The sequence below is a fragment of the Variovorax sp. GW821-FHT09A10 genome (assembly GCF_059418385.1).
In genome coordinates, this window is record NZ_JBWKPT010000006.1 from 209,856 (window position 1) to 233,469 (window position 23,614).

At 69.3% G+C, this 23,614-nt stretch carries 18 protein-coding genes; 12 read left to right on the top strand and 6 right to left on the bottom strand.

Features of this window, described 5'->3' with window-relative positions; genetic code table 11:
* Window positions 1-30 precede the first annotated feature (30 nt).
* From AC07Q9_RS22670 to AC07Q9_RS22690, 5 genes are all read left to right on the top strand, one after another.
* Entirely contained in the window at window positions 31-1,548 is a 1,518-nt protein-coding gene (locus AC07Q9_RS22670) for a sugar ABC transporter ATP-binding protein (RefSeq protein WP_495311939.1), read from the top strand.
* Window positions 1,545-2,525, top strand: coding sequence for an ABC transporter permease (locus AC07Q9_RS22675; RefSeq protein WP_495311870.1), 981 nt, complete (start codon window positions 1,545-1,547; stop codon window positions 2,523-2,525). Before AC07Q9_RS22670 ends, AC07Q9_RS22675 begins: the two co-directional genes overlap by 4 nt.
* Window positions 2,526-2,690: 165 nt before the next feature.
* The gene (locus tag AC07Q9_RS22680; RefSeq protein ID WP_495311871.1) at window positions 2,691-3,815 is read left to right on the top strand and encodes an alcohol dehydrogenase catalytic domain-containing protein; all 1,125 of its coding nucleotides are present in this window, start codon (window positions 2,691-2,693) and stop codon (window positions 3,813-3,815) included.
* Window positions 3,812-5,338, top strand: a complete 1,527-nt coding sequence (locus AC07Q9_RS22685) for an FGGY-family carbohydrate kinase (protein WP_495311872.1) — start codon at window positions 3,812-3,814, stop codon at window positions 5,336-5,338. Before AC07Q9_RS22680 ends, AC07Q9_RS22685 begins: the two co-directional genes overlap by 4 nt.
* A gap of 291 nt (window positions 5,339-5,629) precedes the next feature.
* Entirely contained in the window at window positions 5,630-6,367 is a 738-nt protein-coding gene (locus AC07Q9_RS22690; protein WP_495311873.1) for an SDR family oxidoreductase, read from the top strand.
* A gap of 15 nt (window positions 6,368-6,382) precedes the next feature.
* On the opposite strand, the gene AC07Q9_RS22695 is transcribed toward AC07Q9_RS22690, so the two are convergent.
* From AC07Q9_RS22695 to AC07Q9_RS22705, 3 genes are read right to left on the bottom strand one after another with little or no spacing between them, the layout of a single operon-like run.
* The gene (locus AC07Q9_RS22695; RefSeq protein WP_062476134.1) at window positions 6,383-6,697 is read right to left on the bottom strand and encodes a polyhydroxyalkanoic acid system family protein; all 315 of its coding nucleotides are present in this window, start codon (window positions 6,695-6,697) and stop codon (window positions 6,383-6,385) included.
* The gene (locus AC07Q9_RS22700; protein WP_495311874.1) at window positions 6,690-7,829 is read right to left on the bottom strand and encodes an aminopeptidase; all 1,140 of its coding nucleotides are present in this window, start codon (window positions 7,827-7,829) and stop codon (window positions 6,690-6,692) included. The genes AC07Q9_RS22695 and AC07Q9_RS22700 overlap by 8 nt, the downstream gene beginning before the upstream one ends.
* On the bottom strand, window positions 7,829-9,889 hold the full coding sequence (locus tag AC07Q9_RS22705; RefSeq protein WP_495311875.1) for a molybdopterin-containing oxidoreductase family protein: 2,061 nt from the start codon (window positions 9,887-9,889) through the stop codon (window positions 7,829-7,831). Before AC07Q9_RS22705 ends, AC07Q9_RS22700 begins: the two co-directional genes overlap by 1 nt.
* Window positions 9,890-9,947: 58 nt before the next feature.
* Between AC07Q9_RS22705 and AC07Q9_RS22710 the strand changes: the two genes are divergently transcribed.
* Window positions 9,948-11,081 carry an ABC transporter substrate-binding protein gene (locus tag AC07Q9_RS22710; protein ID WP_495311940.1) on the top strand — a complete coding sequence of 378 codons (1,134 nt, stop codon included), beginning with the start codon at window positions 9,948-9,950 and terminating at the stop codon, window positions 11,079-11,081.
* Window positions 11,082-11,096: 15 nt separating this feature from the next.
* Here the strand turns inward: AC07Q9_RS22710 and AC07Q9_RS22715 are convergent, their stop codons facing one another.
* The 3 genes from AC07Q9_RS22715 to AC07Q9_RS22725 all read right to left on the bottom strand — a co-directional run bounded on the left by AC07Q9_RS22715 (window position 11,097) and on the right by AC07Q9_RS22725 (window position 14,745).
* Complete coding sequence (locus tag AC07Q9_RS22715) at window positions 11,097-12,191, bottom strand: M14 family metallopeptidase (RefSeq protein WP_495311876.1); 1,095 nt, start codon at window positions 12,189-12,191, stop codon at window positions 11,097-11,099.
* On the bottom strand, window positions 12,188-13,390 hold the full coding sequence (locus AC07Q9_RS22720) for a M20 aminoacylase family protein (RefSeq protein WP_495311877.1): 1,203 nt from the start codon (window positions 13,388-13,390) through the stop codon (window positions 12,188-12,190). The genes AC07Q9_RS22715 and AC07Q9_RS22720 overlap by 4 nt, the downstream gene beginning before the upstream one ends.
* A 161-nt stretch (window positions 13,391-13,551) precedes the next feature.
* On the bottom strand, window positions 13,552-14,745 hold the full coding sequence (locus tag AC07Q9_RS22725; protein WP_495311878.1) for a glycerophosphodiester phosphodiesterase: 1,194 nt from the start codon (window positions 14,743-14,745) through the stop codon (window positions 13,552-13,554).
* 110 nt (window positions 14,746-14,855) lie between these two features.
* On the opposite strand from AC07Q9_RS22725, the gene argE reads away from it, so the two are divergent.
* The 6 genes from argE (at window position 14,856) to AC07Q9_RS22755 (ending at window position 23,598) form a co-directional block, all read left to right on the top strand.
* Entirely contained in the window at window positions 14,856-16,022 is a 1,167-nt protein-coding gene (argE, locus tag AC07Q9_RS22730; RefSeq protein ID WP_095950723.1) for an acetylornithine deacetylase, read from the top strand.
* Between the two features lie 28 nt (window positions 16,023-16,050).
* Complete coding sequence (locus AC07Q9_RS22735; RefSeq protein WP_095950738.1) at window positions 16,051-17,274, top strand: DUF445 domain-containing protein; 1,224 nt, start codon at window positions 16,051-16,053, stop codon at window positions 17,272-17,274.
* Between the two features lie 139 nt (window positions 17,275-17,413).
* Window positions 17,414-19,072 (top strand): Vgb family protein, encoded by a 1,659-nt coding sequence (locus AC07Q9_RS22740; RefSeq protein ID WP_495311879.1) that lies wholly within the window; start codon window positions 17,414-17,416, stop codon window positions 19,070-19,072.
* Window positions 19,073-19,191: 119 nt separating this feature from the next.
* Window positions 19,192-19,968, top strand: coding sequence for an MHYT domain-containing protein (locus tag AC07Q9_RS22745; protein WP_495311880.1), 777 nt, complete (start codon window positions 19,192-19,194; stop codon window positions 19,966-19,968).
* A gap of 73 nt (window positions 19,969-20,041) precedes the next feature.
* Window positions 20,042-21,652 (top strand): acyl-CoA carboxylase subunit beta, encoded by a 1,611-nt coding sequence (locus AC07Q9_RS22750; protein WP_495311881.1) that lies wholly within the window; start codon window positions 20,042-20,044, stop codon window positions 21,650-21,652.
* The gene (locus AC07Q9_RS22755) at window positions 21,649-23,598 is read left to right on the top strand and encodes an acetyl/propionyl/methylcrotonyl-CoA carboxylase subunit alpha (protein WP_495311882.1); all 1,950 of its coding nucleotides are present in this window, start codon (window positions 21,649-21,651) and stop codon (window positions 23,596-23,598) included. The genes AC07Q9_RS22750 and AC07Q9_RS22755 overlap by 4 nt, the downstream gene beginning before the upstream one ends.
* Window positions 23,599-23,614 lie beyond the last annotated feature (16 nt).

Sequence of the window (23,614 nt, forward strand, 5' to 3'; positions counted from 1 at the left end):
GTGACGCTCACGTACGAACCACCCCGGGAGATGCTGCGGCTGGAGGGCGTGTCCAAGCGCTTCCCGGGCGTGAAGGCCCTGTCGAACATCGACCTCTCGGTGCGCCAGGGCGAGGTGCACGCGCTGCTCGGCGAGAACGGCGCGGGCAAGTCGACGCTGATGAAGATCCTCGGCGGCATCCACCAGGCCGACGAGGGCCGCATCGTCATCGACGGCACCGAGTGCCACTTCGCCGGCTACGGCGACGCCATCGCGGCGGGCATCGGCATCATCTTCCAGGAGTTCAGCCTGGTGCCGTACCTGAACGCGGTGGAGAACATCTTCCTGGGCCGCTACCTCACGAACCGCTTCGGCCTCATGGACACAGCCGCCATGCAGCGCGAGGCCCGCGCGGTGTTCGACGAGCTGGGCGTGCAGATCGACCTCGGCGTGCCGATCTGCCAGCTCTCGGTGGCGCAGCAGCAGTTCGTCGAGATCGGCAAGGCGCTGTCGCTGAAGGCGCGGCTGCTGGTGCTCGACGAACCCACCGCCACGCTCACGCCCAACGAAGCGGAGCACCTGTTCAAGGTGATGCGCGCGCTGCGTGCCAAGGGCGTGGCGATGATCTTCATCTCGCACCACCTCGATGAAATCTTCGAGGTCTGCGACCGCATCAGCGTGCTGCGCGACGGTGCCAACGCCGGGCATGCCGAGGTGGCCGCCACGACCGTGGACGCGCTGGTCGAGATGATGGTGGGCCGGCGCATCGAACAGAGCTTTCCACCCAAGCCGCAGCCCGCGCCGAACGGCCGCAAGGTGCTCGAGGTGCCCGAGATCCAGCTCGTGAAGGACGGCCCGGTCAACCGCTTCGACCTGCACGCGGGCGAGATCCTCGGCTTCGCGGGGCTGGTGGGCTCGGGGCGCACCGAACTCGCGCTGGGCATGATGGGCGCCGACCGCGCGCACCGCAAGACGGTGCTGCGCAACGGCCAGCGCGTGCGCCTGGACGACCCGACGCAGGCGCTCGCGCACGGCATCGGCCTGCTGCCCGAAAGCCGCAAGGTCGAAGGGCTGATCACCGACTTCACGATCCGCTTCAACATCTCGCTGAACAACCTCGGGCGGCACCGCCGCGCGGGCGTGGTCGACACGGCATCGGAGAAACGCGCAGCCGACGAACTCTCGCGCCGCGTGGGCGTGAAGGCGCCGGGCATCGACACCCGCGTGGCCACGCTGTCGGGCGGCAACCAGCAGAAGGTGGTGATCGCGCGCTGGCTCGGCCACGACTGCGAGGTGCTGATCTTCGACGAGCCCACGCGCGGCATCGACGTGGGCGCCAAGGCCGAGATCTACCAGCTGATGCGCGAACTCACGCGCCAGGGCAAGTCGATCCTGATGATCTCCAGCGAGCTGCCCGAGATCGTCGGCCTGTGCGACCGCGTCGCCGTGTTCTCGGGCGGTGCCATCGTGGCCACGCTCACGGGCGACGCGATCAACGCGGGCGAAATCATGCGCCACGCGACGTCGTCCTCTCCCTCCCTTCCCTCTTCCTCCGGGAGCCCCTCATGACTGCCACCGCCACCCATCCCACGCCGCCCGTGCCCGCGGGCGGGTTCTTCACGCAGCTGCGCCGCTCGACAGCCTTCCTGCCGCTGGTCGGCCTGGTCGCGATCTCGGTCTTCATGATCGTGGCGACCGACAACTTCCTTTCGGTGAGCAACCTGCAGAACATCGCACTGCAGTCGTCCATCAACGCGATCATCGCGGTGGGCATGACGGCCGCGATCCTCACCGGCGGCATCGACCTCTCGGTGGGCGCGGTGGTGGCGCTGTCGGGCACGCTGGCCTCGGGGCTGATGGTGAACTTCGGCCTGCCGCCCGTGCTCGCCGTGCCGCTCGGGCTGGGCGTGGGCGCGGTGATCGGCCTGTTCAACGGCTACTGCGTGGCCTACCTGCGCATGCCGCCGATCATCGTGACGCTGGCCACCATGGGCATCGCGCGCGGCATCGCCCTGATCTACACCGGCGGCTACCCGATCGACGGGCTGCCCGAATCGTTCGCCTTCCTGGGCAGCGGCACGCTCGCGGGCCTGAAGGTGCCGATCCTCATCATGCTGACCACCTACCTCGTGGCCTACGTGCTGCTCAACATGGCACCTTTCGGCCGATACGTATACGCCATCGGCGGCAACGAGGAAGCCACGCGGCTGTCGGGCGTGCGCGTGTCGCGCTACAAGCTGCTGGTGTATGTGCTCAGTGGCCTCACGGCCGCTGTCGCAGGCATCGTGCAGGCCGCGCGCGTCACCAGCGGCCAGCCCGGCGTGGGCGTGGGCTTCGAGCTCGACGCCATCGCGGCGGTGGTGATGGGCGGCACGTCCATCGCTGGCGGCCGCGGCGCCATCGTGGGCACGCTGGTCGGCGCGCTGCTGCTGGCCGTGCTCAACAACGGTCTCAACATGATCGGCGTGTCGCCGTACCTGCAATTGATCATCAAGGGCGGCATCGTCTTGCTCGCCATCTTCATCAGCCGGGAAGCGAAACGCTGACCCTCTCTTGTCTTGCTCCTTCCCCCTCTGGGGGAAGGTTGGGATGGGGGCAGGCAGAGCGTGCCCAGCGGTGACGCCGCTTGCCCCCACCCCTGCCCTCCCCCAGAGGGGGAGGGAGAAAAACCAAGCCCCAACCCCAACACCCTCTCTGAACACAAGGAACCCATGTCTTATCAAAAGCTGCAACCAGGCACATCGGGCCTCGCCGCCATGCAGGCCGTCGTGTGCCACGGCCCCAAGGACTACCGCCTCGAAACCGTCGCGATGCCCGTCATCGGCCCGAACGAACTGCTCATTTCCATCGCGGCCTGCGGCATCTGCGCGTCCGACTGCAAGTGCCACTCGGGCGCGAAGATGTTCTGGGGTGGCGACGGCCAGCCCTCGTGGGTCAAGGCGCCGGTCATTCCCGGCCACGAGTTCTTCGGCTACGTCGAGGCGCTGGGCGAAGGCGCGGCCGAGCACTTCGGCGTGGAGAAAGGCGACCGCGTGATCGCCGAGCAGATCGTGCCCTGCGGCAAGTGCCGCTTCTGCACCAGCGGCAAATATTGGATGTGCGAGGTCCACAACATCTTCGGCTTCCAGCGCATCGTGGCCGACGGCGGCATGGCCGATTACATGCGCCTGCCGCCGACCTCGCGCGTGCACAAGATCCCCGACGGCATCTCGCTGGAAGACGCGGCCATCATCGAACCGCTCTCGTGCGCGATCCACACGGTGAACCGCGGCGAGCTCCAGCTCGACGACGTGGTGGTGATCGCCGGCGCCGGCCCGCTCGGGCTGATGATGACGCAGGTGGCGGCGCTCAAGACACCGAAGAAGCTGATCGTGATCGACCCCGTGCCCGAGCGCCTCGCACTCGCGAAACAGTACGGCGCCGACGTGGTCATCAACCCGAAGACAGAGAACGCCGATGCGCTGGTCAAGGGCCTCACCGAAGGCTACGGCTGCGACGTGTACATCGAGACCACCGGCGCACCCATCGGCGTGACGCAGGGCCTGGACATGATCCGCAAGCTCGGCCGCTTCGTCGAGTTCAGCGTGTTCGGTTCGGAGACCAGTGCCGACTGGTCGATCATCGGCGACCGCAAGGAACTCGACGTGCGCGGCGCGCACCTGGGCCCGTATTGCTACCCGGTCGCCATCGACCTGCTGGCGCGTGGGCTTGTCACCTCGAAGGGCATCGTGACGCACGACTTTCCGCTGACCGAGTGGGAGCACGCCTTCGCGCTGGCCAACTCGCTCGACTCGATCAAGGTGCTGCTCAAACCGCAGCCCCGCGCAGTGTCATGAAGTACGTCGTCGGCGTCGACATCGGCACGCAGAGCACCAAGTGCCTGCTGGTCGGCATCGACGGCAAGGTCCACGCGCAGGCGAGCGTGGCCTACCAGCCCGAGACGCCGAAGCCGCTGTGGGCGCAGCAGGACTGCGAGGTCTGGTTCGACGCCGTGTGCGAGAGCGTGCGTGCCTGCGTGGCACAAGGCGGCATCGCCGCGGCAGACATCGCCGCGATGTGCGTGAGCAGCCTCTACGGCGGCGCGGGCATCCCGGTCGACGAGGCCATGCGTCCGCTGCACCCCTGCCTGATCTGGATGGACCGCCGCGCCACCGCCGAGGTCGATGCAGTGAACGCAAAGGTCGACGTGGCACGGCTGCAGGCCATCACCGGCAACGGCGTCGACAGCTACTACGGCTTCACCAAGATGCTGTGGCTGCGCGAGCACCGGCCCGAGGTGTGGGCGAAGACGCACCACTTCCTGCCGCCCAACAGCTACATCAACTGGCGGCTGACGGGCCAGCTCGCGGTCGACCACAGCTCGGCCGGCAACATCGGTGGCGTGTACGACGCGGCGCGGCGGCGCTGGTCGGCGCAGGCGCTCGACATGCTCGGCATCCCGGCGCGCATGATGCCTCCGCGGCTCGTCGAATCGAGCGAGGTGGTGGGCCACCTGAGCGCCGAGTGGGCCGCGCAGCTGGGCCTGCGCGAAGGCATGCCGCTGATGGCCGGCGGCGTCGATGCGGCGGTGGCCACCTTCTGCGCGGGCGTCACCGGCAGCGGCGACCATGTCGCGATGATCGGCACCAGCATGTGTTGGGGCTTCGTGAGCCCGACGGTGGATGCGCGCCACCAGCTCATCACGATGCCGCACGTCTACCGCGGCGCGGACCGCAGCTACGTGTTCGGCGGCGCGATCACGGCCGGCGCGGCCGTCACCTGGTTCCGCGAAGCCTTCTGCCAGGCCGAAGTGGCCGAGGCCGCGCGCACCGGCGAAGACGCGCACGCCCTCATCGAACGCCGCGCGGTCGACGTGCCGCCCGGCGCCGACGGCCTGGTCTTCCTGCCCTACCTGATGGGCGAGCGCAGCCCGATCTGGGACGCGCAGGCCAAGGGCGCCTTCCTCGGCCTCTCGCTCGCCCACAGCCGCGCCCACCTGTACCGCGCCGTGCTCGAAGGCGTGAGCTTCGCACTGCAGCACAACATCGAGGCCGGCCGGCGCAGCGGCCAGCCGCTGGACGACCGCCTGATCGTGGTCGGCGGCGCCGCGCATTCCGACCTGTGGATGCAGATCGTGGCCGACGTCACGGGCTACCGCGTGTTCACGATCGAGGAAGAGGTCGAGGCCGCCCTCGGCGCGGCGATGCTCGCGGCGCTCGGTGCCGGGCTGGTCGATGCGGCCACCGCCGAGCGCGGCTGGGTCACGCTGGTGGAACGCGCGCGGCCCGAGCCTGCGGCGCAGGCGGTCTACCGGGAGCGCTTCGAGATCTACACCTCGCTGTACCCGGCGTTGCGTGATGCGATGCATCGGTTGGGATGACGCATCTGTCCGGGGCGCGATCACGCCGACGGGGCACCTTGCTCCGCGAATGTCCCCCGGGGCTTCGCCCCTCCTCCTTGATTTCGCTGCGCAAGGCACCCCGCCAGCGTGATCGTTATTCAGTGCAGTCGTTGATCGGCCGCAAACGCAGAGCGTGCCCTCGTGCGCAGGGCACTGGGTGCTCCCCGCAGCGAAATCAAGGAGGAGCGAAGCGGGGGACATTCGCGGAGGGGAGTACCCGGTGTCCTGTGCACACGCCCTGAACCCACAACACCCGATAGAGCAACCAACATGACCCCCACTTTCGACTTCTCAGGCAAGCGCGCCCTCGTGACCGGCGCCAGCAGCGGCATCGGCCGCACAGTCGCAGCGCAGCTCGCGGGCTCAGGCGCACAGGTCACCGCCGTGGGCCGCAACGCCGACGCGCTGGAAGCATTACAGGCCGAATCCGGTTGCCTGCCCTTGGCCCTGGACGTGGCCGACGTCGCCGCATTGGAAGAGGCACTCGCCCCTTTGCCCGCCTTCGACCTCGTCGTGAACTGCGCCGGCACCACGCGCATCGAGCGCGCCACCGATCTGCAGGCCGGGAGCTTCGACGCCGTGATGGCCGTCAACGCACGCGCCGCCGCGCTCGTGGCCGCGCGCTGCGGCCGGGCCATGATCGCGGCCGGCGTGCGCGGCAGCATCGTCAACGTGTCGAGCCAGGCCTCGCTGGTCGCGCTCGACGCCCACCTTTGCTACAGCGCCTCGAAGGCGGCCATGGACGCCGTCACACGCGCGCTGTGCCTCGAATTCGGGCCGCACGGCATCCGCGTGAACAGCGTGAACCCGACCGTCACGCTCACGCCGATGGCCGAGCAGGCGTGGTCCGATCCGGCCAAAAGCGCGGCAGCGCTCAAGAGCATTCCGTTGGGACGTTTCGCGCAGGTCGAGGAAGTGGTCGCGCCGATCCTGTTCCTGCTGTCCGACGGCGCGGCGATGGTCAGCGGCGTGGCGCTGCCGGTCGATGGCGGCTACACCATCGCCTGAAGAAAAACCTCCGCCTCAGGCGAAGCGGGTGCCGCCCTGCGGCGCGTCGAGCAGCGCATCGAGGTTGCGCGAGATCTTCTGCTCGATCTGGTCGCTGAAGCTGCTGAACAGGAAACCCAGCGTCGCTTCGAGCCGGAAGGTGTCGGCCGTGACCTCCACCGTGCCGTCGATGCCCGCGCGGCTGAACTGGGCCCGGTCGCAGTCGGTGCCCTCGGTGTAGGTGCATTCGAGACCGTAGTCCTGCTCGACCTGATGCACCCATTGGCGCGCGACTTCGCGGGCGCCGGCAATGCCCAGCGTGTGGTTGCGTTCGATTTGGATGTCAGGCACCGTGGTCTCCGTTGTCTTCGTGTGTGCGGCCTTGGCGCGCGTGGGTGTGCAGGATACCCGTGGCGGCTTGCAGGGCGCTGCGGCGCTCTTCCGTCGTGGGCAGCGCGGCAATGCGCCGCACCGCAGTGTAAAAGCGCGGCCAGTCGCGGCCCTCGCGTTCGAACAGGGCCTCGAAGCCCGGCACCAGGTCGTCATACGCGCCTTGCGCACCGAAGGCCGCGTTGTTGGCGCGCGCCACCCAGCCGTCGTAGGCGTTCTGGCGCGGGCCGGTCCATGCGGCCTTCAGCGCGGCATAGCGCGCGCGGAAGTCGGCCATGGCGGCCTGCTTCTGCGCTTCGACCTTCGTCCAGTCTTTCGCCTTGGCTTCGGGCGACTCGTACACCTGCGTGAGCGCGCGGCGCGTGTTGAGCGCCAGCGCACGGAAGTCCTGCCGCTGCGCATTGAACTGCGCGTACTCGGCACGCGCCGCCTCACCGGCCTCGCGCTGCAGCCACATCGCGCCGCCGATGCGCTCCACGGCCGTGGCGTACGACTCGTTGAACACCGTGTCGCCCGGCACATAGAGCACCTGGTGCGCCAGCTCGTGGAACACGAGGCGCGCCAGCTCGCCCTCGGGGTAGCCGATGAAGGTGGACAGCAACGGATCGCCGCCGGCCCAGTTCATCCAGCCCAGCGTGGAGTAGGCCGGCACGGGGTACACGGCCACTTCGAGGCCGTGGGTCTTCTGCGCCTCGGCTTCGGTTTTCGCGGCGGCCTCGTCGTAGTAACCGCGGTAACCCACGCAGCCCGCGACCGGGAAGCACCAGCTCTTGAGCGTGAGCGAGTACGGCGGCGCGGCCACCACGTTCCACACGGCGGCGGGGCGGTGCAGATCGGCGTACGAGGTGTAGCTCGCGTTGTCGGGCAGGCCGAGTTCGCTCGACGCGAAACGGCGGATGCGCTGCGCGAGTTCGAGCTTGGCCTTGAGCGGCGCCCCCACGGCCGGATCGGCCAGCCATTCGGGCACGGGCTTGGCCGCGCGCAGGATGTCGAGGTGGCCGTTGGCCGATTGCCAGTAGTAGCCGAGGTCGGCGCAGCCCGTCAGGAAAAGCGCGCCGGCCACTGCCAGCGCGGGCGTGCGCAGCCGCCGCATCACGCCTTTTCGACCTGCACCAGGCAGTCGTAGAAGGTCGGGCCGCGGCCGATGTCGGTCAGGCGCTGGCTGGTCAGCTCGTTGACGTTGGTGCCGTCCATGCCGAGCTTGCGCCACCAGATGCCCATGCCGTGCACCACGCCCTGGCGCGCGCGGCGCGACACCTCGGCGCGGCAGCGGTGCTCGCCGCGCTGGTTGAACACGCGCACCGTCGCGCCGTCCTCGATGCCGCGCGCGGCGGCGTCGTCGGCGTGGATCTCGAGCAGCGGCTCGACCTCGATGGCGCGCAGGCTGGTCACGTTGACGAAGGTCGAATTGAGGAAGTTGCGCGCCGGCGGCGAGATCATGGCCAGCGGGAACTCGGTCGAGCTGCCGGCCGGCTCCCAGTTGGGCACGTGGTCGGGCAGGCCGTCCATGCCCATGGCCTGCAGGCGCTCGCTGAAGAACTCGCAGCGGCCCGAAGGCGTGGGGAACGTGCCTTCGGCGAACGGCGCCTCGGCCAGCTTCAGGCTGGTGAAGCCTTGGGCGCGCAGCTGCTCGAAGTCGATCGTTTTCTCGGCGAAGGCGGTGCGGCACAGCGACTCGTCGCTCTCCGAGAAGCAGGGCTCGTCGAAGCCCAGGCGGCGCGCCAGTTCGCGGAACACCCAGGCGTTGCTGCGGGCCTCGCCGCGCGGCGCCACGGCCGGGCGGTTCAGCAGCACGTCGGTGTGGCCGTAGCTGCAGTGGATGTCCCAGTGCTCGAGCTGCGTGGTGGCGGGCAGCAGGTAGTCGGCGTAGTCGGCGGTGTCGGTGCGGAACTGCTCCAGCACCACGGTGAAGAGGTCTTCGCGCGCGAAGCCCGCCACCACCTTGGCCGACTCGGGCGCCACCGCCACCGGGTTGCTGTTGTAGACCACGACGGCCTTCACGGGCTTCGCGGTATCGAGCAGCGCATCGCCGATGGTGCTCATGTTGATGGTGCGCGGCTTGCGCCCGGCCAGCAGGTCGGGGCGCTGCAGCGCGGCGCGGTCGACCGGGTAGTGGCCCGAGCTGCTCAGCAGCAGGCCGCCCGCGCGGTCGCGCCAGGCGCCCACCAGCGCCGGCAGGCAGGCGATGGCGCGCGCCGCGTTGCCGCCGCCGCGCACGCGCTGCATGCCGTAGTTCAGGCGGATCGCGGCCGGCTTCGTGGTGCCGTAGGCCTGGGCCAGCGCCACGATCTGTGCTTCGGGAATGCCGCAGACCTCGGCCGCGCGCGACGGCGGCCATTGCAGCGCGCGCTCGCGCAGCTGCTCCCAGCCCAGCGTGTGGTTCGCGATGTAGTCGTGGTCGAGCCAGTCGTGCACGATGAGTTCGTGCATGAGCGCCAAGGCCAGGGCGGCGTCGGTGCCGGGCAGCAGCGCGATGTGCTCGTCGCACTTGTCGGCGGTTTCGGTCTTGCGCGGGTCGATGCACACCAGCCGTGCGCCGGCGCGCTTGGCGGCCTGGGCGTGGCGCCAGAAGTGCAGGTTGCTGGCGATGGAGTTGCTGCCCCAGATGAGGATCAGCTTGGCCTCGGCGAAGAACTCGATGCGCATGCCGACCTTGGCGCCCAGCGTGTAGACCATGGCCTCGCCGCCCGCCATCGAGCAGATGGTGCGGTCCAGCAGCGAAGCGCCCAGCTTGTGGAAGAAGCGCCGGTCCATCGATTCGCCCTGCACCAGGCCCATGGTGCCCGCATAGCTGTAGGGGAGAATTGCTTCCGGTTCGGTCTGCAATCCCCGAAGATGCGCGGCGATATCGTCCAATGCCGTCTCCCACGAGACGGGCTCGAAGCGGCCGCTGCCCTTGGGACCGACGCGTTTCAGGGGCTGCACGAGCCGCTCGGCATGGTCATTGCGTTCGATGTACCGGGACACCTTGGTGCACAGCACGCCGCCGGTGTGCGAGTGGGCGGGGTTGCCTTGCAGCTTCACCGCCACACCGTCCTTGACGGTGGTGACGAGCGCACAGGTGTCGGGGCAATCGTGCGGGCAGGCGCCCAGCACCGTGGAGGGTGCGGTGGCGTCGGGCGTGTCGAGGAGGGAATCCGTTGCGTGGGCCATCGGACAAGTCTAATTTGAGTATCAACACACAGGGCAGAGGGAGGATTTCACCATGACGATGCATCTGAATCGCAGGCATTTTTCGATCGCCACGGCGGCCGCCGCCACCCTGGGCGGCTTCGGCATCGTCCGGGCGCAGGGCGACACGCCGCTGGTGCTGGGCCAGTCGGCGCCGTTCACGGGGCCGGCCGCGCAGCTGGGCATCCAGTTCCACCAGGGCGCCAAGCTGTTCCTGGACCAGCACAACGCCCAGCCGGGCCAGCGCGACGTGGTCATCAAGAACCTGGACGACGGCTACGAGCCCGACCGCTGCGCGGCCAACACGCAAAAGCTGATCGGCGAGGACGTGTTCGCGCTGTTCGGCTACATCGGCACGCCGACCAGCCTGGCCGCGCTGCCGCTGGCGGTGAAGGACAAGGTGCCGTTCATCGCGCCGTTCACGGGCGCGATGTCGCTGCGCGAGCCTTTTCACCGCAACGTGTTCCATCTGCGCGCTTCGTACAACGACGAGACGGCATTGATGGTGAAACAGCTCACCCACCTGGGCATGAAGAAGATCGCGGTCTTCTACCAGAACGACGCCTACGGCAAGGCCGGCCTCGACGGCGTGACGCTGGCGCTGGCCCAGCAGGAACTCAAGCCGGTGGCGCTGGCCACGGTGGAGCGCAACTCGGCCGACGTGGCCGCCGCTGTGAAGACGATCATGGCGAGCCAGCCGGCGGCGGTGGTGCAGGTCGGTGCCTACAAGGCCTGCGCGGCGTTCATCCGCGAGATGCGCAAGGCGGGTTACGGCGGCGTGTTCTTCAACCTCTCGTTCGTGGGCACGCAGGCGCTGGCGGACGAACTGGGCAAGGAAGCGGCGGGCGTGATGGTCACGCAGGTGGTGCCCTCGCCCTACAACCAGGCGAATGCACTGGCGCGCGAGTTCACCGAGGCGGTGCGCAAGGCGGGCGGCGGCGCGAGCGCCAATTTCTCGAGCATGGAAGGCTACCTGGCCGCCAAGGTGCTGACCGAGGGCCTGCGCCGCGCGCCGGGCGGCAAGGGCACGCGCGACGGGCTGATCGCGGGACTGGAAAGCATCGAGCGGCAGCAGTTCGGCGGCTTCGAGGTGTCGTTCTCTTCGAAGAGCCATGTGGCTTCGAAGTTTGTCGAGCTGTCGATGCTGACGGCGGACGGGCGGGTGCGGACCTAGTTTTCCGGGGTGCGGTCAGGCCGAAAGGCCGTCCACCGCCTGGAACATCGCCTGCCGCGCCTGGCTCACGATCTGGCCGCGCCAGGCGTCGCTGTCCGTGTAGAACGCCTCCACCATGCGCGCGCGAATGCCATCGGCCAGGTCGGCCGGTGCGTCCGGGTGCTTGTGCAGCCAGTGGTCGGCGCGCAGGGCGCCGGTCACTTCGAGCATCGGCAGCGTGCCGTATTCGAGCGCGATGCCGGTGTACTCGGCCTGCGGGCATTCTTCGTACACGGCGTCCCACATCAGGCCGCGCAGCAGCGCCGAGGTCGAGGAGCCGTCGTAGATCGAGGTGACGGGCGCCGCCGGCGTGCCCCACCAGGCGTTGGCGCGGGCGTAGGCGACCTTGTCGTCGCGGCAGGCAAAGATGCGCTCGCCCAGGCCGTTGGGGCCGAGGCCCGTGTGCAGGTCGATCCAGGCCAGGCGCTTCGCGCTGCCTGCATGGCGGCGCAGCACGCTGCGGATGGTCTTGTTGCTCCAGGTCGGCGCCTTGCCGCCGAAGAAGAGGCCGTCGTCGAATTGGTACTGGCCACTCGTCACCGCCGCCTGGTAGGCCGTGGCGCCGTGCTTCTCGATCCACTTCTCGATCGCGGCCTGGTTGTCCGGCGTCGGCGGCCAGGTGTCGGGCAGCAGCAGCGGATGCAGCTTGGCGTAAGGCTCGTTCACCGGCACGGGCTTCGAGAAGTCGAGGAAGTTGCGGTTCAGGTCGACGTTCTCGTGCGTCACGCGGCGGCCGTACGAAAAGCCGTGCGGGTTCAGCGCATGCACGTACAGCACGGCCACGCCCTGCGCCTTGGCCTTCTCGCGCCATTCGGCGTCGTGCAGTGCGAACACCTGCACGCCGCTGCCGCAGTGGCCTTCGACGCCGTGGCAGGCGCTGGTGACGACGAGCAGCCGCTCGGCGTTGGCGTCGCCGTCGAGCGCCACGTCCATCGACAGCTCCTCGTCGTCGCGGCCCTTGAGCGGGTGCGCGTGCGGCTCGACCGTGAGGCCGGCGCTGACGCAGCCCTGCAGGAACTTCTGGCGCGCCTGGGCGTAGCGCGGCGAAAAGGCCTCGCCGATGCCGATCATGGGGCGGTGCCGCCGGGCTGGAGGAACTGCTCGGCGATCTGCACCCAGCAGGTGGCGCCCAGCGGAATGAGGTCGTCGTTGAAGTCGTAGCTGGCGTTGTGCAGCGTGCACGGGCCTTCGCCGTGGTGCACGTCGCGGTGCGAGCCGTCGCCGTTGCCGATGAAGGCGTAGGCGCCGGGCTTGGCCTGCAGCATGAAGGCGAAGTCTTCCGAGGTCATGGCGGCCTCCTGCTTGAGCACGTTCTCGGGGCCGACGATCCCGCCCATCACGCGGCGCGCGAAGTCGGCCTCGGCTTCGGTGTTGATGGTCGGCGGGTAGTAGCGCTCGAAGCGGAACTCGCAGGTGGCGTCGTGCGCGGCGCAGATGTGCTCGCTGACCTGCTTCATCTTGGCCTCGATCATGTCGAGCACCTCGAGCGAGAAGGTGCGCACGGTGCCCGACAGCTCGCAGTTGTCGGGGATCACGTTGTTGGTCTCGCCGGCGTGGATGGTGGTGACCGAGATCACCGCCGAATCGGTCGGCTTCATCTTGCGCGTGAGGATGGTCTGGAAGGCCTGCACGATCTCGCAGGCGATCGGCACCGGGTCGATGCCGGTCTGCGGCAGCGCGGCATGGCCGCCCTTGCCGACCACGTTCACATGGAACTTGTTGCCCGAGGCCATCACCGGGCCGGGGCTCACGGCGAACTGGCCGGCCTTCATGCCGGGCCAGTTGTGCATGCCGAACACGGCGTCCATGAGGAACTGCTCGAACAGGCCTTCCTTGATCATCTCGCGCGCGCCGCCGCCGCCCTCTTCGGCCGGCTGGAAGATCAGGTAGACGGTGCCGTCGAAGTTGCGGTGCTTGGCCAGGTGCTGGGCCGCCGCGAGCAGCATCGCCGTGTGGCCGTCGTGGCCGCAGGCGTGCATCTTGCCGTGGTGCTGGCTGGCGTGGGCGAAGGTGTTGAGCTCGGTGACGGGCAGCGCGTCCATGTCGGCGCGCAGGCCGACGGCGCGGTTGCTGGTGCCGTTCTTGACGATGCCGACCACGCCGGTGGTGCCCAGGCCGCGGTGGATGGGGATGCCCCATTCGGTGAGCTTGCCTGCCACCACGTCGGCGGTGCGGACTTCTTCGAAACAGAGTTCAGGGTGGGCATGAAGGTCACGCCGGACGGCCGCGATGCCGGCCGCCTGCGTGACGAGCGAGTCGATGAGTTTCATAGGACACAGTCTAGGCTTTGCGCCCAGCGCCGCAAAGACCGTGCCGGGTAATTACGCACGCCCCCAGACTGCGCGCACTTCGTGTCGCTTCGCCAACCCCCTCGCCGGGGGCAACACCTGCGGCCCGGCAAAGCCGGTTCCGCGGTGTTCCACGAACAGACTCAGCGGCCGATGCTCTTCAGGTACTCGGCGCGCGCGGCCAGCGCGGTGTCGGTGAAGTCGGTGAACACGCCGTCGACGCCGAGCTTGTAATAGACCGCGTATTCGTTCTTGCCGTCCTTGTTGTAGTCGGACGCGAGCCGGCGCGACTCGTTACGGAACGTGAAGGGGTGCACGAACAGGCCCGCCTTGTGGGCGTCGGCGATCAGCGTGGTGGGGGCCATCGAGGTGGCGTCGGCGTCGTTGATCTTGCCGTCCTTGTTGACGTCCACCACCTTGCCGTCGGCGCCCACGGTGCCCTTGACGCTCACGATGTAGCGCTTCCAGGGGCCGATGCCGTCGGCGTAGGTCTTGATCTCGGCCAGCCCGGCGGGCGTGACCATGACGTCGAAGTTGCGCTTGTCGCCGGCCTTGGTCCACTCGTAGGGGCGGTCGACCGGCACGGCGTAGGTCATGGCGCCGGTCTTCATGTCGATGCCGTCGCCGTCGATCAGCTGGATGAGCTTGGTGTTCAGGCCCTTGCTCTTCATGTACTTGAGGCTGCCGGGCTCGAACGACTGCACGTAGATGGGCGCGGTCTTGCTGTTCCAGCCGGCGGCGTTGATGGCGGCGATGACCTTGTCTTCCATGGGCATGCCCAGGTCGCGGAAGTAGGTCGGGTTCTTGGTCTCCGGGTAGATCGCGATGGTGCGGCCGGTTTCCTTCGACTTGGCCTTGGCGAAATCGATGATCTCCTGGAAGGTCACGACCTTGAACTTGCCGTTGAATTCCTGCGGACGCTCGGCGTCGGTCGAGATGCCGCCCAGGGTCTTGATCTCGGCCAGCGTGAAGTCGTTGCTGAACCAGCCGGTCTGGGTCTCGCCGTCGACCTGGATGGTCTTCTTGCGCGAGGCAAAACGGGGGTGCTTGGCCACGTCGGTGCTGATGCCCAGGTTGGGGTCGTGGCGGGCGATGAGCACGCCGTCCTTGGTGGAGACCAGGTCCATCTCGATGACGTCGGCGCCCAGCTCGATGGCGCGGGCATAGGCCTCCAGCGTCTGTTCCGGCAGGTAGCCCGAGGCGCCGCGGTGGGCGATGACCAGCGGCGGGTTGCCGTCCAGCGTGAGCAGCTTGCCCGCCGACGGGCCGGTGGTGCCGCAGGCGGCCAGGCTCAGGGCGGCCGCGGCGGTCAGGGTGATCTGCAGGGACATGCGCATGTTGTCTTCTCCATCCAAACAAAGAAAAAAGAGGAGGCAGGCTACCCGCTGCGCGTGACAACGCCGATACCCATCTGCGCGGGCGTTCAACTTCCCGGACAATCTGTTGCATGCAGCACACGCTTTCTCCCCAGAGCCTCTTGATGGCGCAAACCTTGGTTCGCATGAACACGGTGAGCGCAAACAGCAACCTCGAGCTGATCGACTTCGCCCAGGCGCACCTCGCGGCCCTGGGCGTGAAGAGCCGCATCACCTACAACGCCGAGCGCACCAAGGCGAACCTGTTCGCCACGCTGGGCGAGGGCAAGCCGGCCGGCGTGATCCTCTCGGGCCACACCGACACGGTGCCCTGGGACGGCCAGGCCTGGAGCGTCGATCCGCTGTCGGCCGTGGTGCAGAACGAGCGCCTGTACGGGCGCGGCTCGGCCGACATGAAGAGCTACATCGCGATCGCGCTGGCCAATGCCCAGCGCTTCCTCGAGGGCGACGCGCCCTTCGCCGTGCACTTCGCCTTCACCTACGAAGAAGAGATCGGCTGCTTCGGCGTGCGCGAACTCATTGCCGACATGCGCGACGCCGGCATCAAGCCGCTGGCCTGCATCGTGGGCGAGCCCACCAGCATGGTGCCGGCCATCGCGCACAAGGGCGTGTACCGCTACAAGTGCTGCGTGCGCGGCAAGGAGGCGCACTCGTCGCTCACGCCGAAGTCGGTCAACGCCATCGAGATGGCCGCGCGCGTGATCGGCAAGGTGCGCGACATGGCCGAAGACTTCGAGCGCAGCGAGCCGCGCTACGACGGCTTCGACGTGCCCTTCAGCACCGCCAGCGTGGGCCAGTTCCACGGCGGCATCGCCGACAACGTGGTGCCGCGCGACGCCGAGTTCCGCTACGAATTCCGCGACCTGCCCACGGCCGACGCCAAGCGCATGCAGTCCGACGTGCTGGCGTACGCCGCGAGCATCGAGCCCGCCATGAAGAAGGTGGCACCCGACGCGGGCTTCAAGTTCGAAACGATCTGCGAGATTCCGAGCTTCCTGGGCGCGGCCGGCGATCCGGTCACGCTGCTCGCGCAGCGCCTGGCCAGCGAAGACCGCACCACGCTGGTGGCCTTCGGCACAGAAGCGGGCCTGTTCAAGAACGCCGGCATCCCCACCGTGGTGTGCGGCCCCGGCAGCATCGAGCAAGCGCACCAGCCCGACGAGTTCGTGAGTCTCGAGCAGCTCGCGCGCTGCGAGCTGTTCATGGAGCGCCTCGCGACCTCGCACACCATTGGCTGAAGACCCCGGCAGCGGCGCACTGCAACGCATGAAACGCGTCGCGCTCGGCCTGCTGTGCGCGGCGGCGGCGCTGTATGCGCTGGCCAGCGCGCTGCACGGCCAGCATCCGGCCTGGGGCTACGTGGCGGCCTTTGCCGAGGCCGCGATGGTCGGCGCCATTGCCGACTGGTTCGCGGTGGTGGCGCTGTTTCGCCACCCGCTGGGCCTGCCGATCCCGCACACGGCGATCATCCCGAGCAACAAGGACCGCATCGGCGCCAAGCTCGCGGGCTTCATCTGCGACAACTTCCTGAGCACCGCCCAGGTGCTGGCCAAGCTGCGCCAGTTCGACGCGGCAGGGCGCATCGCCGAGTGGCTGGCCCGGCCCGCCAGCGGCGAGCGGCTCGGCGAATGGGGCGTGGCCGCCACGCGCTACGGCCTGGCCGCCTTCGACGACGAACGGGTGCGCGACTTCATGGGCCGCGCCGCCGCGGCCGGCCTGGCCAAGATCGATCTCTCGCGCCTCACCGGCCAGGCGCTCGATGCGCTCACGGCCGGCGGGCGCCACCAGGCGCTGCTCGACGACGTGCTGCAGCAGGTGGCCGAGCTGCTCGACGGCGACGAGGTGCAGGCGCACATCACCGAGGCCATCGCGCGCGAGATCAAGACGCTGCGCTATGTCGGCCTGGACCAGGTGGCGGCCAAGCTCGCCACGCGCAAGATCGTGGCCGCCATCGCACGCACGCTGGCCGAACTGGCGGCCGAGCCCGAGCACCCGATGCGCCGGCGCTTCGACCATTTCGTGGACGACTTCGTGGTGCGACTGAAGCTCGACCCCGAGTTCCAGCAGCGCGGCGAGCAGATCCGCGCCGAGCTCATCGCGCACCCGGCGCTGGGCGACTACCTGCACGGCCTGTGGGGCGAGCTGCTGGGCTGGCTGCACGACGACCTCGGGCGCCCCGACTCGACCATCCGCCAGCGCATCGCCACCATGGCCGGCGCGCTGGGCCAGCGGCTGCAGAACGACGCGGCGATCCGCGCCTGGATCAACGAGCAGCTCGAAGCCGCCGCGCCGGCGGCCATCGAGCGCTACCGCGAGGACATCCGCCGCTACATCGAGGAGCGCGTGGGCGAATGGAACGCGCACGAGATGACCGACGAACTCGAGCGCCACATCGGGCGCGACCTGCAGTTCATCCGCATCAACGGCACGCTGGTGGGCGGGCTGGTGGGGCTGCTGATCCACACGGCGACGCAGCTGCTGCGCGGCTGAACAATCACCGGGTGCTGCGGGTTATCCGCAGCGGACGAAAGTCCGCATCCAGTCTCCCGAGCGACTGCGCGGCCTCCTCCGGCTCCTAGACTGCGGGCGCACTGCCGCATCCACAACGCCAACCCCAGAGGAGATCGCCATGCCCCGTCGCTCGATCCGCGCTGCCGCGCTGACCGCCGCCCTCGCCCTGCTCGCCGCCTGCAGCTCGCTGTCGCCACCGCCCAAGCGCCCCGCCGCGTGGGCCGCGCCCGAGGTGCTCGTGGCCCCGTCGTCCTTCGCGGGCGTGCACGGCCTGGCCATCGATGCGAAGGGCCGGCTGCTCGCGGGCTCCGTGCTCGGCAACACGCTGTGGGAGGTCGACCGCCAGACCGGCGCCGCCAAGGTGCTGATCGACGCACCCGAGGGCCAGGCCGACGACATCGCGGTCGGCCCGAAGGGCGAGCTGGCCTGGACCAACTACCTCATGGGCATGCTGCGCTACCGCGAGAACGACAGCGCGCCGCTGCGCGTGCTCGCCAAGGACCTGCCCGGCCTGAACTCGCTCGACTTCGACCGCAAGAACGGCAAGCTCTACGCCTCGCAGGTGTTCCTGGGCGACGCGCTGTGGGAAATCGACCGCGACGGCAAGCAGCCGCCCCGGCTCATCAAGAAGGACATGGGCGGCTTCAACGGCTTCGAGGTCGGGCCCGACGGCCTGCTCTACGGCCCGCTGTGGTTCAAGGGCCAGGTCGTGAAGATCAACCCCGCCGACGGCGCGATGACGGTGATCGCCGACGGCTTCAAGATCCCGGCCGCCGCCAACCTCGACGGCAAGGGCAACCTGTGGGTCGTCGATGCGCGCAGCGGCGAGCTGGTGAAGGTCGATCTTGCGAGCGGCAAGAAGACCGTGGCCAAGCAACTGCGCCCGTCGCTCGACAACCTCGCCATCGCACCCGACGGGACCATCTACGTCTCGAACATGGCCAACAACGAGGTGCAGGCCTTCAACCCCGCCACCGGCGAACTGCGCACGCTCACCAGCGGCAAGGTGGCGGTGCCGGCGGGCCTGAAGATCGACGGCAACGACCTGTGGGTGGCCGACGTCTTCGGCTTCCGGCAGGTCGACGTGCGCACCGGCGAGGTGCGCGACGTGTTCCGCATGCAGCGCGACCCCGAGCTCGACTACCCCTTCGCGGTCGGGCTGTCGCCCCAGCTGTTCGCGCTGACCTCGTGGTTCACGGGCTCGGTGCAGCTGGTCGACCGCCAGACGCTGAAGACGGTCGAGACGATCCACGGCCTGAAGGCCCCGTTCGACGCGCTGCCCATGCCCGACGGCAGCGTGATCTACGCCGAACTCGCCACCGGCAGCATCACGCGCGCCAGCGGGCCGAAGTTTGCAGAGAAGTCAGTGCTGGCTAGCGGCCTGAACGGCCCGGTGCAACTGGTGGTCGGCCAGGACGGCGCGCTCTACGTGACCGAGGCGGCCGGCAAGCTGCTGCGCATTCCGCTGGACGCCAGCGCGCCGCTGCGCACCGTGGCCGACGGGCTGGCGCTGCCCGAGGGCCTGGCCCAGACGCCGTGGGGCAGCTTCATCGTGGCCGAGAGCGCGGCGCGCCGGCTGGTCGAGATCGACCCGGCCACCGGCACCCGCCGCACCGTCGCCGACAACCTGCCCATCGGCCTGGCGCCCGGGCCCGGCCTGCCGCCGCCCTACGTGGTGACGGGCGTGGCCGTGGGGCGCGACGGCACGGTCTACGTCTCGGCCGACAAGAACAATTCGATCTATCGAATTCGGCCTGTCATGCAGGGTAACAATTAGTACAAATTCCTGTTTACTTTTATAAACACATATTACAAACTGGCCGGGACGCTTCGCAGCGTGCCGATCGCATAGGGCAGTCGGAGGTCTGCGAAGCGCTCTTTCCGAAGGGACATCGCATGACTCCGCTCGTCGTAGGCCAGGTGCTATCGCCCGAATATTCCCTGGGGCTGGTTGCACTGTCGTTCGTCATTTCCTTCTTCGGCTCGCTGGTGGCCCTGATCTGTGCCGGGCGCATGGTCGGCGCCGACGGCAAGCCCAACCTGGCCATCGTGGCCTGCGCCGCGGTGGCGCTGGGCGGCATCGGCATCTGGTCGATGCACTTCATCGGCATGCTGGCCTACCGGCTGCCCTTCGGCATTTCGTACAACATGCCGCTGACCATCGTGTCGCTGGTGGCGGCCATCCTGATCTCGGGCATTGCGCTGTACCTGGCGGGCGGGCGAAAGAAATTCAGCCGCTCCGGCTGGCTGGCCGGCAGCCTGCTGGCGGGCCTGGGCGTGTGCGTGATGCACTACATGGGCATGTTCGCGATGAACATGCGGGCCACGATGAGCTTCGACGCCGGCATGGTCGCGCTGTCGGTGGTCATCGCCATCACGGCCGCCGCCGCGGCGCTGTGGCTGGCCTTCAACCTGCGCAAGCTGACCCACCAGGTGGCCGCCGCCGCCGTGATGGGCGTGGCGGTGTGCACCATGCACTACGTGGGCATGAACGCGGCCAGCATGATCTGCACGGCGGCCGCCCCGATCGACGCGCTCTCCCTGGGCGGCAGCTACATGGGCCTCACGGTGTTCGGCACGGCCGGCGCGGTGCTGATCTTCATCTACTGGGTGGTCACGGGCAGCAGCCTCGATGCGGCCCCGGCTGCACAGCAGCGCGTGCGCCCCAGCTAGTTGGCGCAAGCGGGCCGGGGGCCCGCCTCCTACAGTCTGTGCGAACGACACGTTGCGCTTCGCACAGACCCCCATGCCCTTTCTCGAATCCCGGCTGCAGACGGCCGCAGACACCTACCAGGCCAACCGCGCCAGCATGCTCTCGCTGCTGGCGCAGGTCCGGTCCCACGAAGCCCGCGCCGTGGCCGCCTCCAGCGCCTCGGCCGAGCGCTTCGCCAAGCGCGGCCAGCTGCTGCCGCGCGAACGCCTCGCGCTGCTGCTGGACACCGGCGCGCCCTTCCTGCCGCTGGCCACGCTGGCGGGCCTGGGCCAGGACAACCCCGACCTCGCCAAGAGCGTGCCCGGCGGCGGCCTGATCGCCGGCATCGGGCGCGTGGCCGGCGTGCGCTGCATGATCAGCGCCTCCGACTCCGGCATCGACGCCGGCGCGCTGCAGCCCATGGGTCTGGACAAACAGCTGCGGCTGCACGAGATCGCGCTGGAGAACAAGCTGCCCTTCATCCAGCTGGTGGAAAGCGCCGGTGCCAACCTCATGCAGTACCGCGTGCAGGACTTCGTGCGCGGCGGCAACATCTTCCGCAACCTCGCGCGGCTCTCGGCCGCGGGGCTGCCAGTCGTGACGGTGACGCACGGCTCGTCGACCGCGGGTGGCGCCTACCAGACGGGCCTGTCGGACTACATCGTGATGGTGCGCGACCGCACGCGGGCCTTCCTGGCCGGGCCGCCGCTGCTGAAGGCCGCCACCGGCGAGATCGCCACCGAGGAAGAACTGGGCGGCGCCGTCATGCACACCCACATCTCGGGCCTGGGCGACTACCTGGCCGAGGACGACCGCGACGCGCTGCGCATCGCGCGCGCCATCCTCGGCGGCATCGACTGGGCGCGCGACGAGGCGCCGCGCACCTTCGCACCGCCGCGCCACGACGCCGAGGAGCTGATGGGCCTCATGCCCGCCGACGGCCGCCGGCCGGTAGACATGCGCGAGGTCATCGCGCGCATCGCCGACGGCTCGGAGTTCCTGGCCTTCAGTGAGCACTACGGCAGCGCCACCGTCTGCGGCCACATCCGCCTCGAAGGGCATGCGGTGGGCATCATCACCAACAACGGCCCGATCGACTCCGACGGCGCCACCAAGGCCACGCACTTCATCCAGGCCTGCTGCCAGTCGCGCACGCCCATCGTCTACCTGCAGAACATCACGGGCTACATGGTGGGCCGCGCGCACGAGGAGGCCGGCATCATCAAGCACGGCGCCAAGATGATCCAGGCCGTGACCAGCGCCAACGTGCCGCAGATCACGCTGCATTGCGGCGCCTCGTACGGCGCGGGCAACTACGGCATGTGCGGGCGCGGCTTCGCGCCGCGCTTCTGCTTCAGCTGGCCCAACGCGCGCACCGCCGTGATGGGCGGCGAGCAGGCGGCGCAGACCATGGCCATCGTGATGGAGGCCGGCATGGCCCGCAAGGGTGCCGTCGACCGCGACAAGATCGACGCGATGCAGCGCCAGATCGTCGAGCGCTTCGAACGCCAGATGAGCGTCTTCACCACCAGCGCGCTGCTGCTGGACGACGGCGTGATCGACCCGCGCGACACGCGCGCCGTGCTCGCCGAGGCGCTGTCGATCTGCCGCGACGCCGAGGCACGCGCCCCGCAACCCATGCAGTTTTCGGTGGCACGGCCATGAGCGAATTTCAAAAAATCCTGATCGCCAACCGCGGCGAGATCGCCGTGCGCGTGATGCGCACCGCGCGCGCCATGGGCTACCGCGCGGTCGCGGTGTACTCGCGCGCCGACGCAGACGCCGAGCACGTGCGCCAGGCCGACGAGGCCGTGTGCATCGGCGAGCCGCTGCCCGCGCAGAGCTACCTGAACATCGACGCGATCGTTGCCGCGGCCCGTGCCAGTGGCGCCGACGCGGTGCACCCGGGCTACGGCTTCCTCGCCGAGAACGCGGCCTTCGCGCAGGCCTGCCGCGACGCAGGGCTGGTCTTCATCGGGCCATCGCCCGAGGCCATCGTCGCGATGGGCGACAAGGCCGGCGCCAAGCGGCTCATGCAGGCGGCCGGCGTGCCCTGCATTCCCGGCTACCAGGGCGAAGACCAGCGCACCGCCACGCTGGCCGCCGAGGCCGAGCGCATCGGCTGGCCCGTGATGATCAAGGCCACGGCCGGCGGCGGCGGGCGCGGCATGCGGCTCGTGACCGCGGCCGGCGCCTTCGCCGAGCAACTGCAGAGCGCGCAGTCCGAGGCGCTGCATGCCTTCGGCGACGCCACCGTGATCCTGGAGCGCGCCATCGTCGCGCCGCGCCACATCGAGATCCAAGTGTTTGCCGACCGCCACGGCCACGCGATCCACCTCGGCGAGCGCGACTGTTCGGTGCAGCGGCGCCACCAGAAGGTGATCGAGGAAGCGCCCTCGCCGGCCGTCGACGCCGCGCTGCGCGCACGCATGGGCGCCACCGCCGTGGCCGCCGCCAAGGCCATCGCCTACGAGGGAGCGGGCACGCTGGAGTTTCTGCTCGACGCGCAGGGCCAGTACTGGTTCATGGAGATGAACACGCGGCTGCAGGTGGAGCACCCTGTGACCGAAGCGGTGACGGGCCTGGACCTCGTCGAACTGCAGCTGCGCGTGGCCGCCGGCGAGCCGCTGCCGCTCACGCAGGACGACGTGCGCATCACCGGCCACGCGATCGAAGTGCGGCTGTGCGCCGAAGACCCGCAGCAGGGCTTCCTGCCGCAAAGCGGCACGCTGAGCGCATGGCGCACGTCACCGGCTCTGCGCACCGAACACGCATTGCGCGACGGCGCCGAAGTGCCGCCCTTCTACGATTCGATGATCGCCAAGCTCATCGCGTCGGGCCGCACGCGCGACGAAGCGCGACAGCGGCTGCTGGCGGGCCTGCGCGACACCATCGCACTGGGCCTGCCGACCAACCAGGCATTGCTGCAGCGCGCGCTCGCGCACCCGGTGTTCGCGAGCGGCGGAGCGACCACCGCCTTCATCGGCGACCACCTCGATGCGCTGCTGGCCACCGACACCGCGAGCGACACGCGCGCCGCCCTGCTCGCGGCCCTGCTGCTGCAGACCGGCGCACGCGGCTGGCCCTCGCCGCTGGCGCACACGCTGCCCAACGCCTTGCGCTTTGCGCTCGACGGCGCCGTGCACACGGCGCGCGTGACGCCGCGCGGCGCGGCGCATTTCGAGGTCGTGCTGGACGACGCCGCGCCCGTGTCGCTCGCCTTGCTGGCGCTGTCGGACGACGGCCTGCTGCGCTTCGCCTGCGGCGGCGTGGCCGCGCAGGCGCGGGTCGTGCGGCGTTCCGAACGCGTGGACTTCCATTTCGACGGCCGCGCCTTCCAGCTCGACGACCTCACGCACGTGGCCGTTCCGCGCGCCGACACGGGCGGCGGCGACGGCCTGCTGCGCGCCTCGATGAACGGCCGCGTGGTCGCGCTGCTCGCCGCCGAGGGCGACACCGTCGCCGCCGGCCAGCCACTGGTCACGCTCGAAGCCATGAAGATGGAACACGTGCATTGCGCACCCCGTGCAGGCCGCGTCGCGGCGCTGCATGTGGCCGTGGGCGCGCAGGTGGCTGCGCGCCACATCGTGGCCGAGATCGCCGAGGCCTGACGGCTCCCCCTTTTGC

What these genes read in the sequence shown, in the direction of transcription:
- AC07Q9_RS22720 (WP_495311877.1), bottom strand. Translation starts at nt 13,390, where the DNA reads ATGAAACTCATCGACTCGCTCGTCACGCAGGCGGCCGGCATCGCGGCC.
- AC07Q9_RS22710 (WP_495311940.1), top strand. Translation starts at nt 9,948, where the DNA reads ATGCATCTGAATCGCAGGCATTTTTCGATCGCCACGGCGGCCGCCGCC.
- AC07Q9_RS22705 (WP_495311875.1), bottom strand. Translation starts at nt 9,889, where the DNA reads ATGGCCCACGCAACGGATTCCCTCCTCGACACGCCCGACGCCACCGCA.
- AC07Q9_RS22675 (WP_495311870.1), top strand. Translation starts at nt 1,545, where the DNA reads ATGACTGCCACCGCCACCCATCCCACGCCGCCCGTGCCCGCGGGCGGG.
- AC07Q9_RS22690 (WP_495311873.1), top strand. Translation starts at nt 5,630, where the DNA reads ATGACCCCCACTTTCGACTTCTCAGGCAAGCGCGCCCTCGTGACCGGC.
- AC07Q9_RS22715 (WP_495311876.1), bottom strand. Translation starts at nt 12,191, where the DNA reads ATGATCGGCATCGGCGAGGCCTTTTCGCCGCGCTACGCCCAGGCGCGC.
- AC07Q9_RS22725 (WP_495311878.1), bottom strand. Translation starts at nt 14,745, where the DNA reads ATGCGCATGTCCCTGCAGATCACCCTGACCGCCGCGGCCGCCCTGAGC.
- AC07Q9_RS22700 (WP_495311874.1), bottom strand. Translation starts at nt 7,829, where the DNA reads ATGCGGCGGCTGCGCACGCCCGCGCTGGCAGTGGCCGGCGCGCTTTTC.
- argE (WP_095950723.1), top strand. Translation starts at nt 14,856, where the DNA reads ATGCAGCACACGCTTTCTCCCCAGAGCCTCTTGATGGCGCAAACCTTG.
- AC07Q9_RS22685 (WP_495311872.1), top strand. Translation starts at nt 3,812, where the DNA reads ATGAAGTACGTCGTCGGCGTCGACATCGGCACGCAGAGCACCAAGTGC.
- AC07Q9_RS22740 (WP_495311879.1), top strand. Translation starts at nt 17,414, where the DNA reads ATGCCCCGTCGCTCGATCCGCGCTGCCGCGCTGACCGCCGCCCTCGCC.
- AC07Q9_RS22670 (WP_495311939.1), top strand. Translation starts at nt 31, where the DNA reads ATGCTGCGGCTGGAGGGCGTGTCCAAGCGCTTCCCGGGCGTGAAGGCC.
- AC07Q9_RS22735 (WP_095950738.1), top strand. Translation starts at nt 16,051, where the DNA reads ATGAAACGCGTCGCGCTCGGCCTGCTGTGCGCGGCGGCGGCGCTGTAT.
- AC07Q9_RS22750 (WP_495311881.1), top strand. Translation starts at nt 20,042, where the DNA reads ATGCCCTTTCTCGAATCCCGGCTGCAGACGGCCGCAGACACCTACCAG.
- AC07Q9_RS22680 (WP_495311871.1), top strand. Translation starts at nt 2,691, where the DNA reads ATGTCTTATCAAAAGCTGCAACCAGGCACATCGGGCCTCGCCGCCATG.
- AC07Q9_RS22745 (WP_495311880.1), top strand. Translation starts at nt 19,192, where the DNA reads ATGACTCCGCTCGTCGTAGGCCAGGTGCTATCGCCCGAATATTCCCTG.
- AC07Q9_RS22755 (WP_495311882.1), top strand. Translation starts at nt 21,649, where the DNA reads ATGAGCGAATTTCAAAAAATCCTGATCGCCAACCGCGGCGAGATCGCC.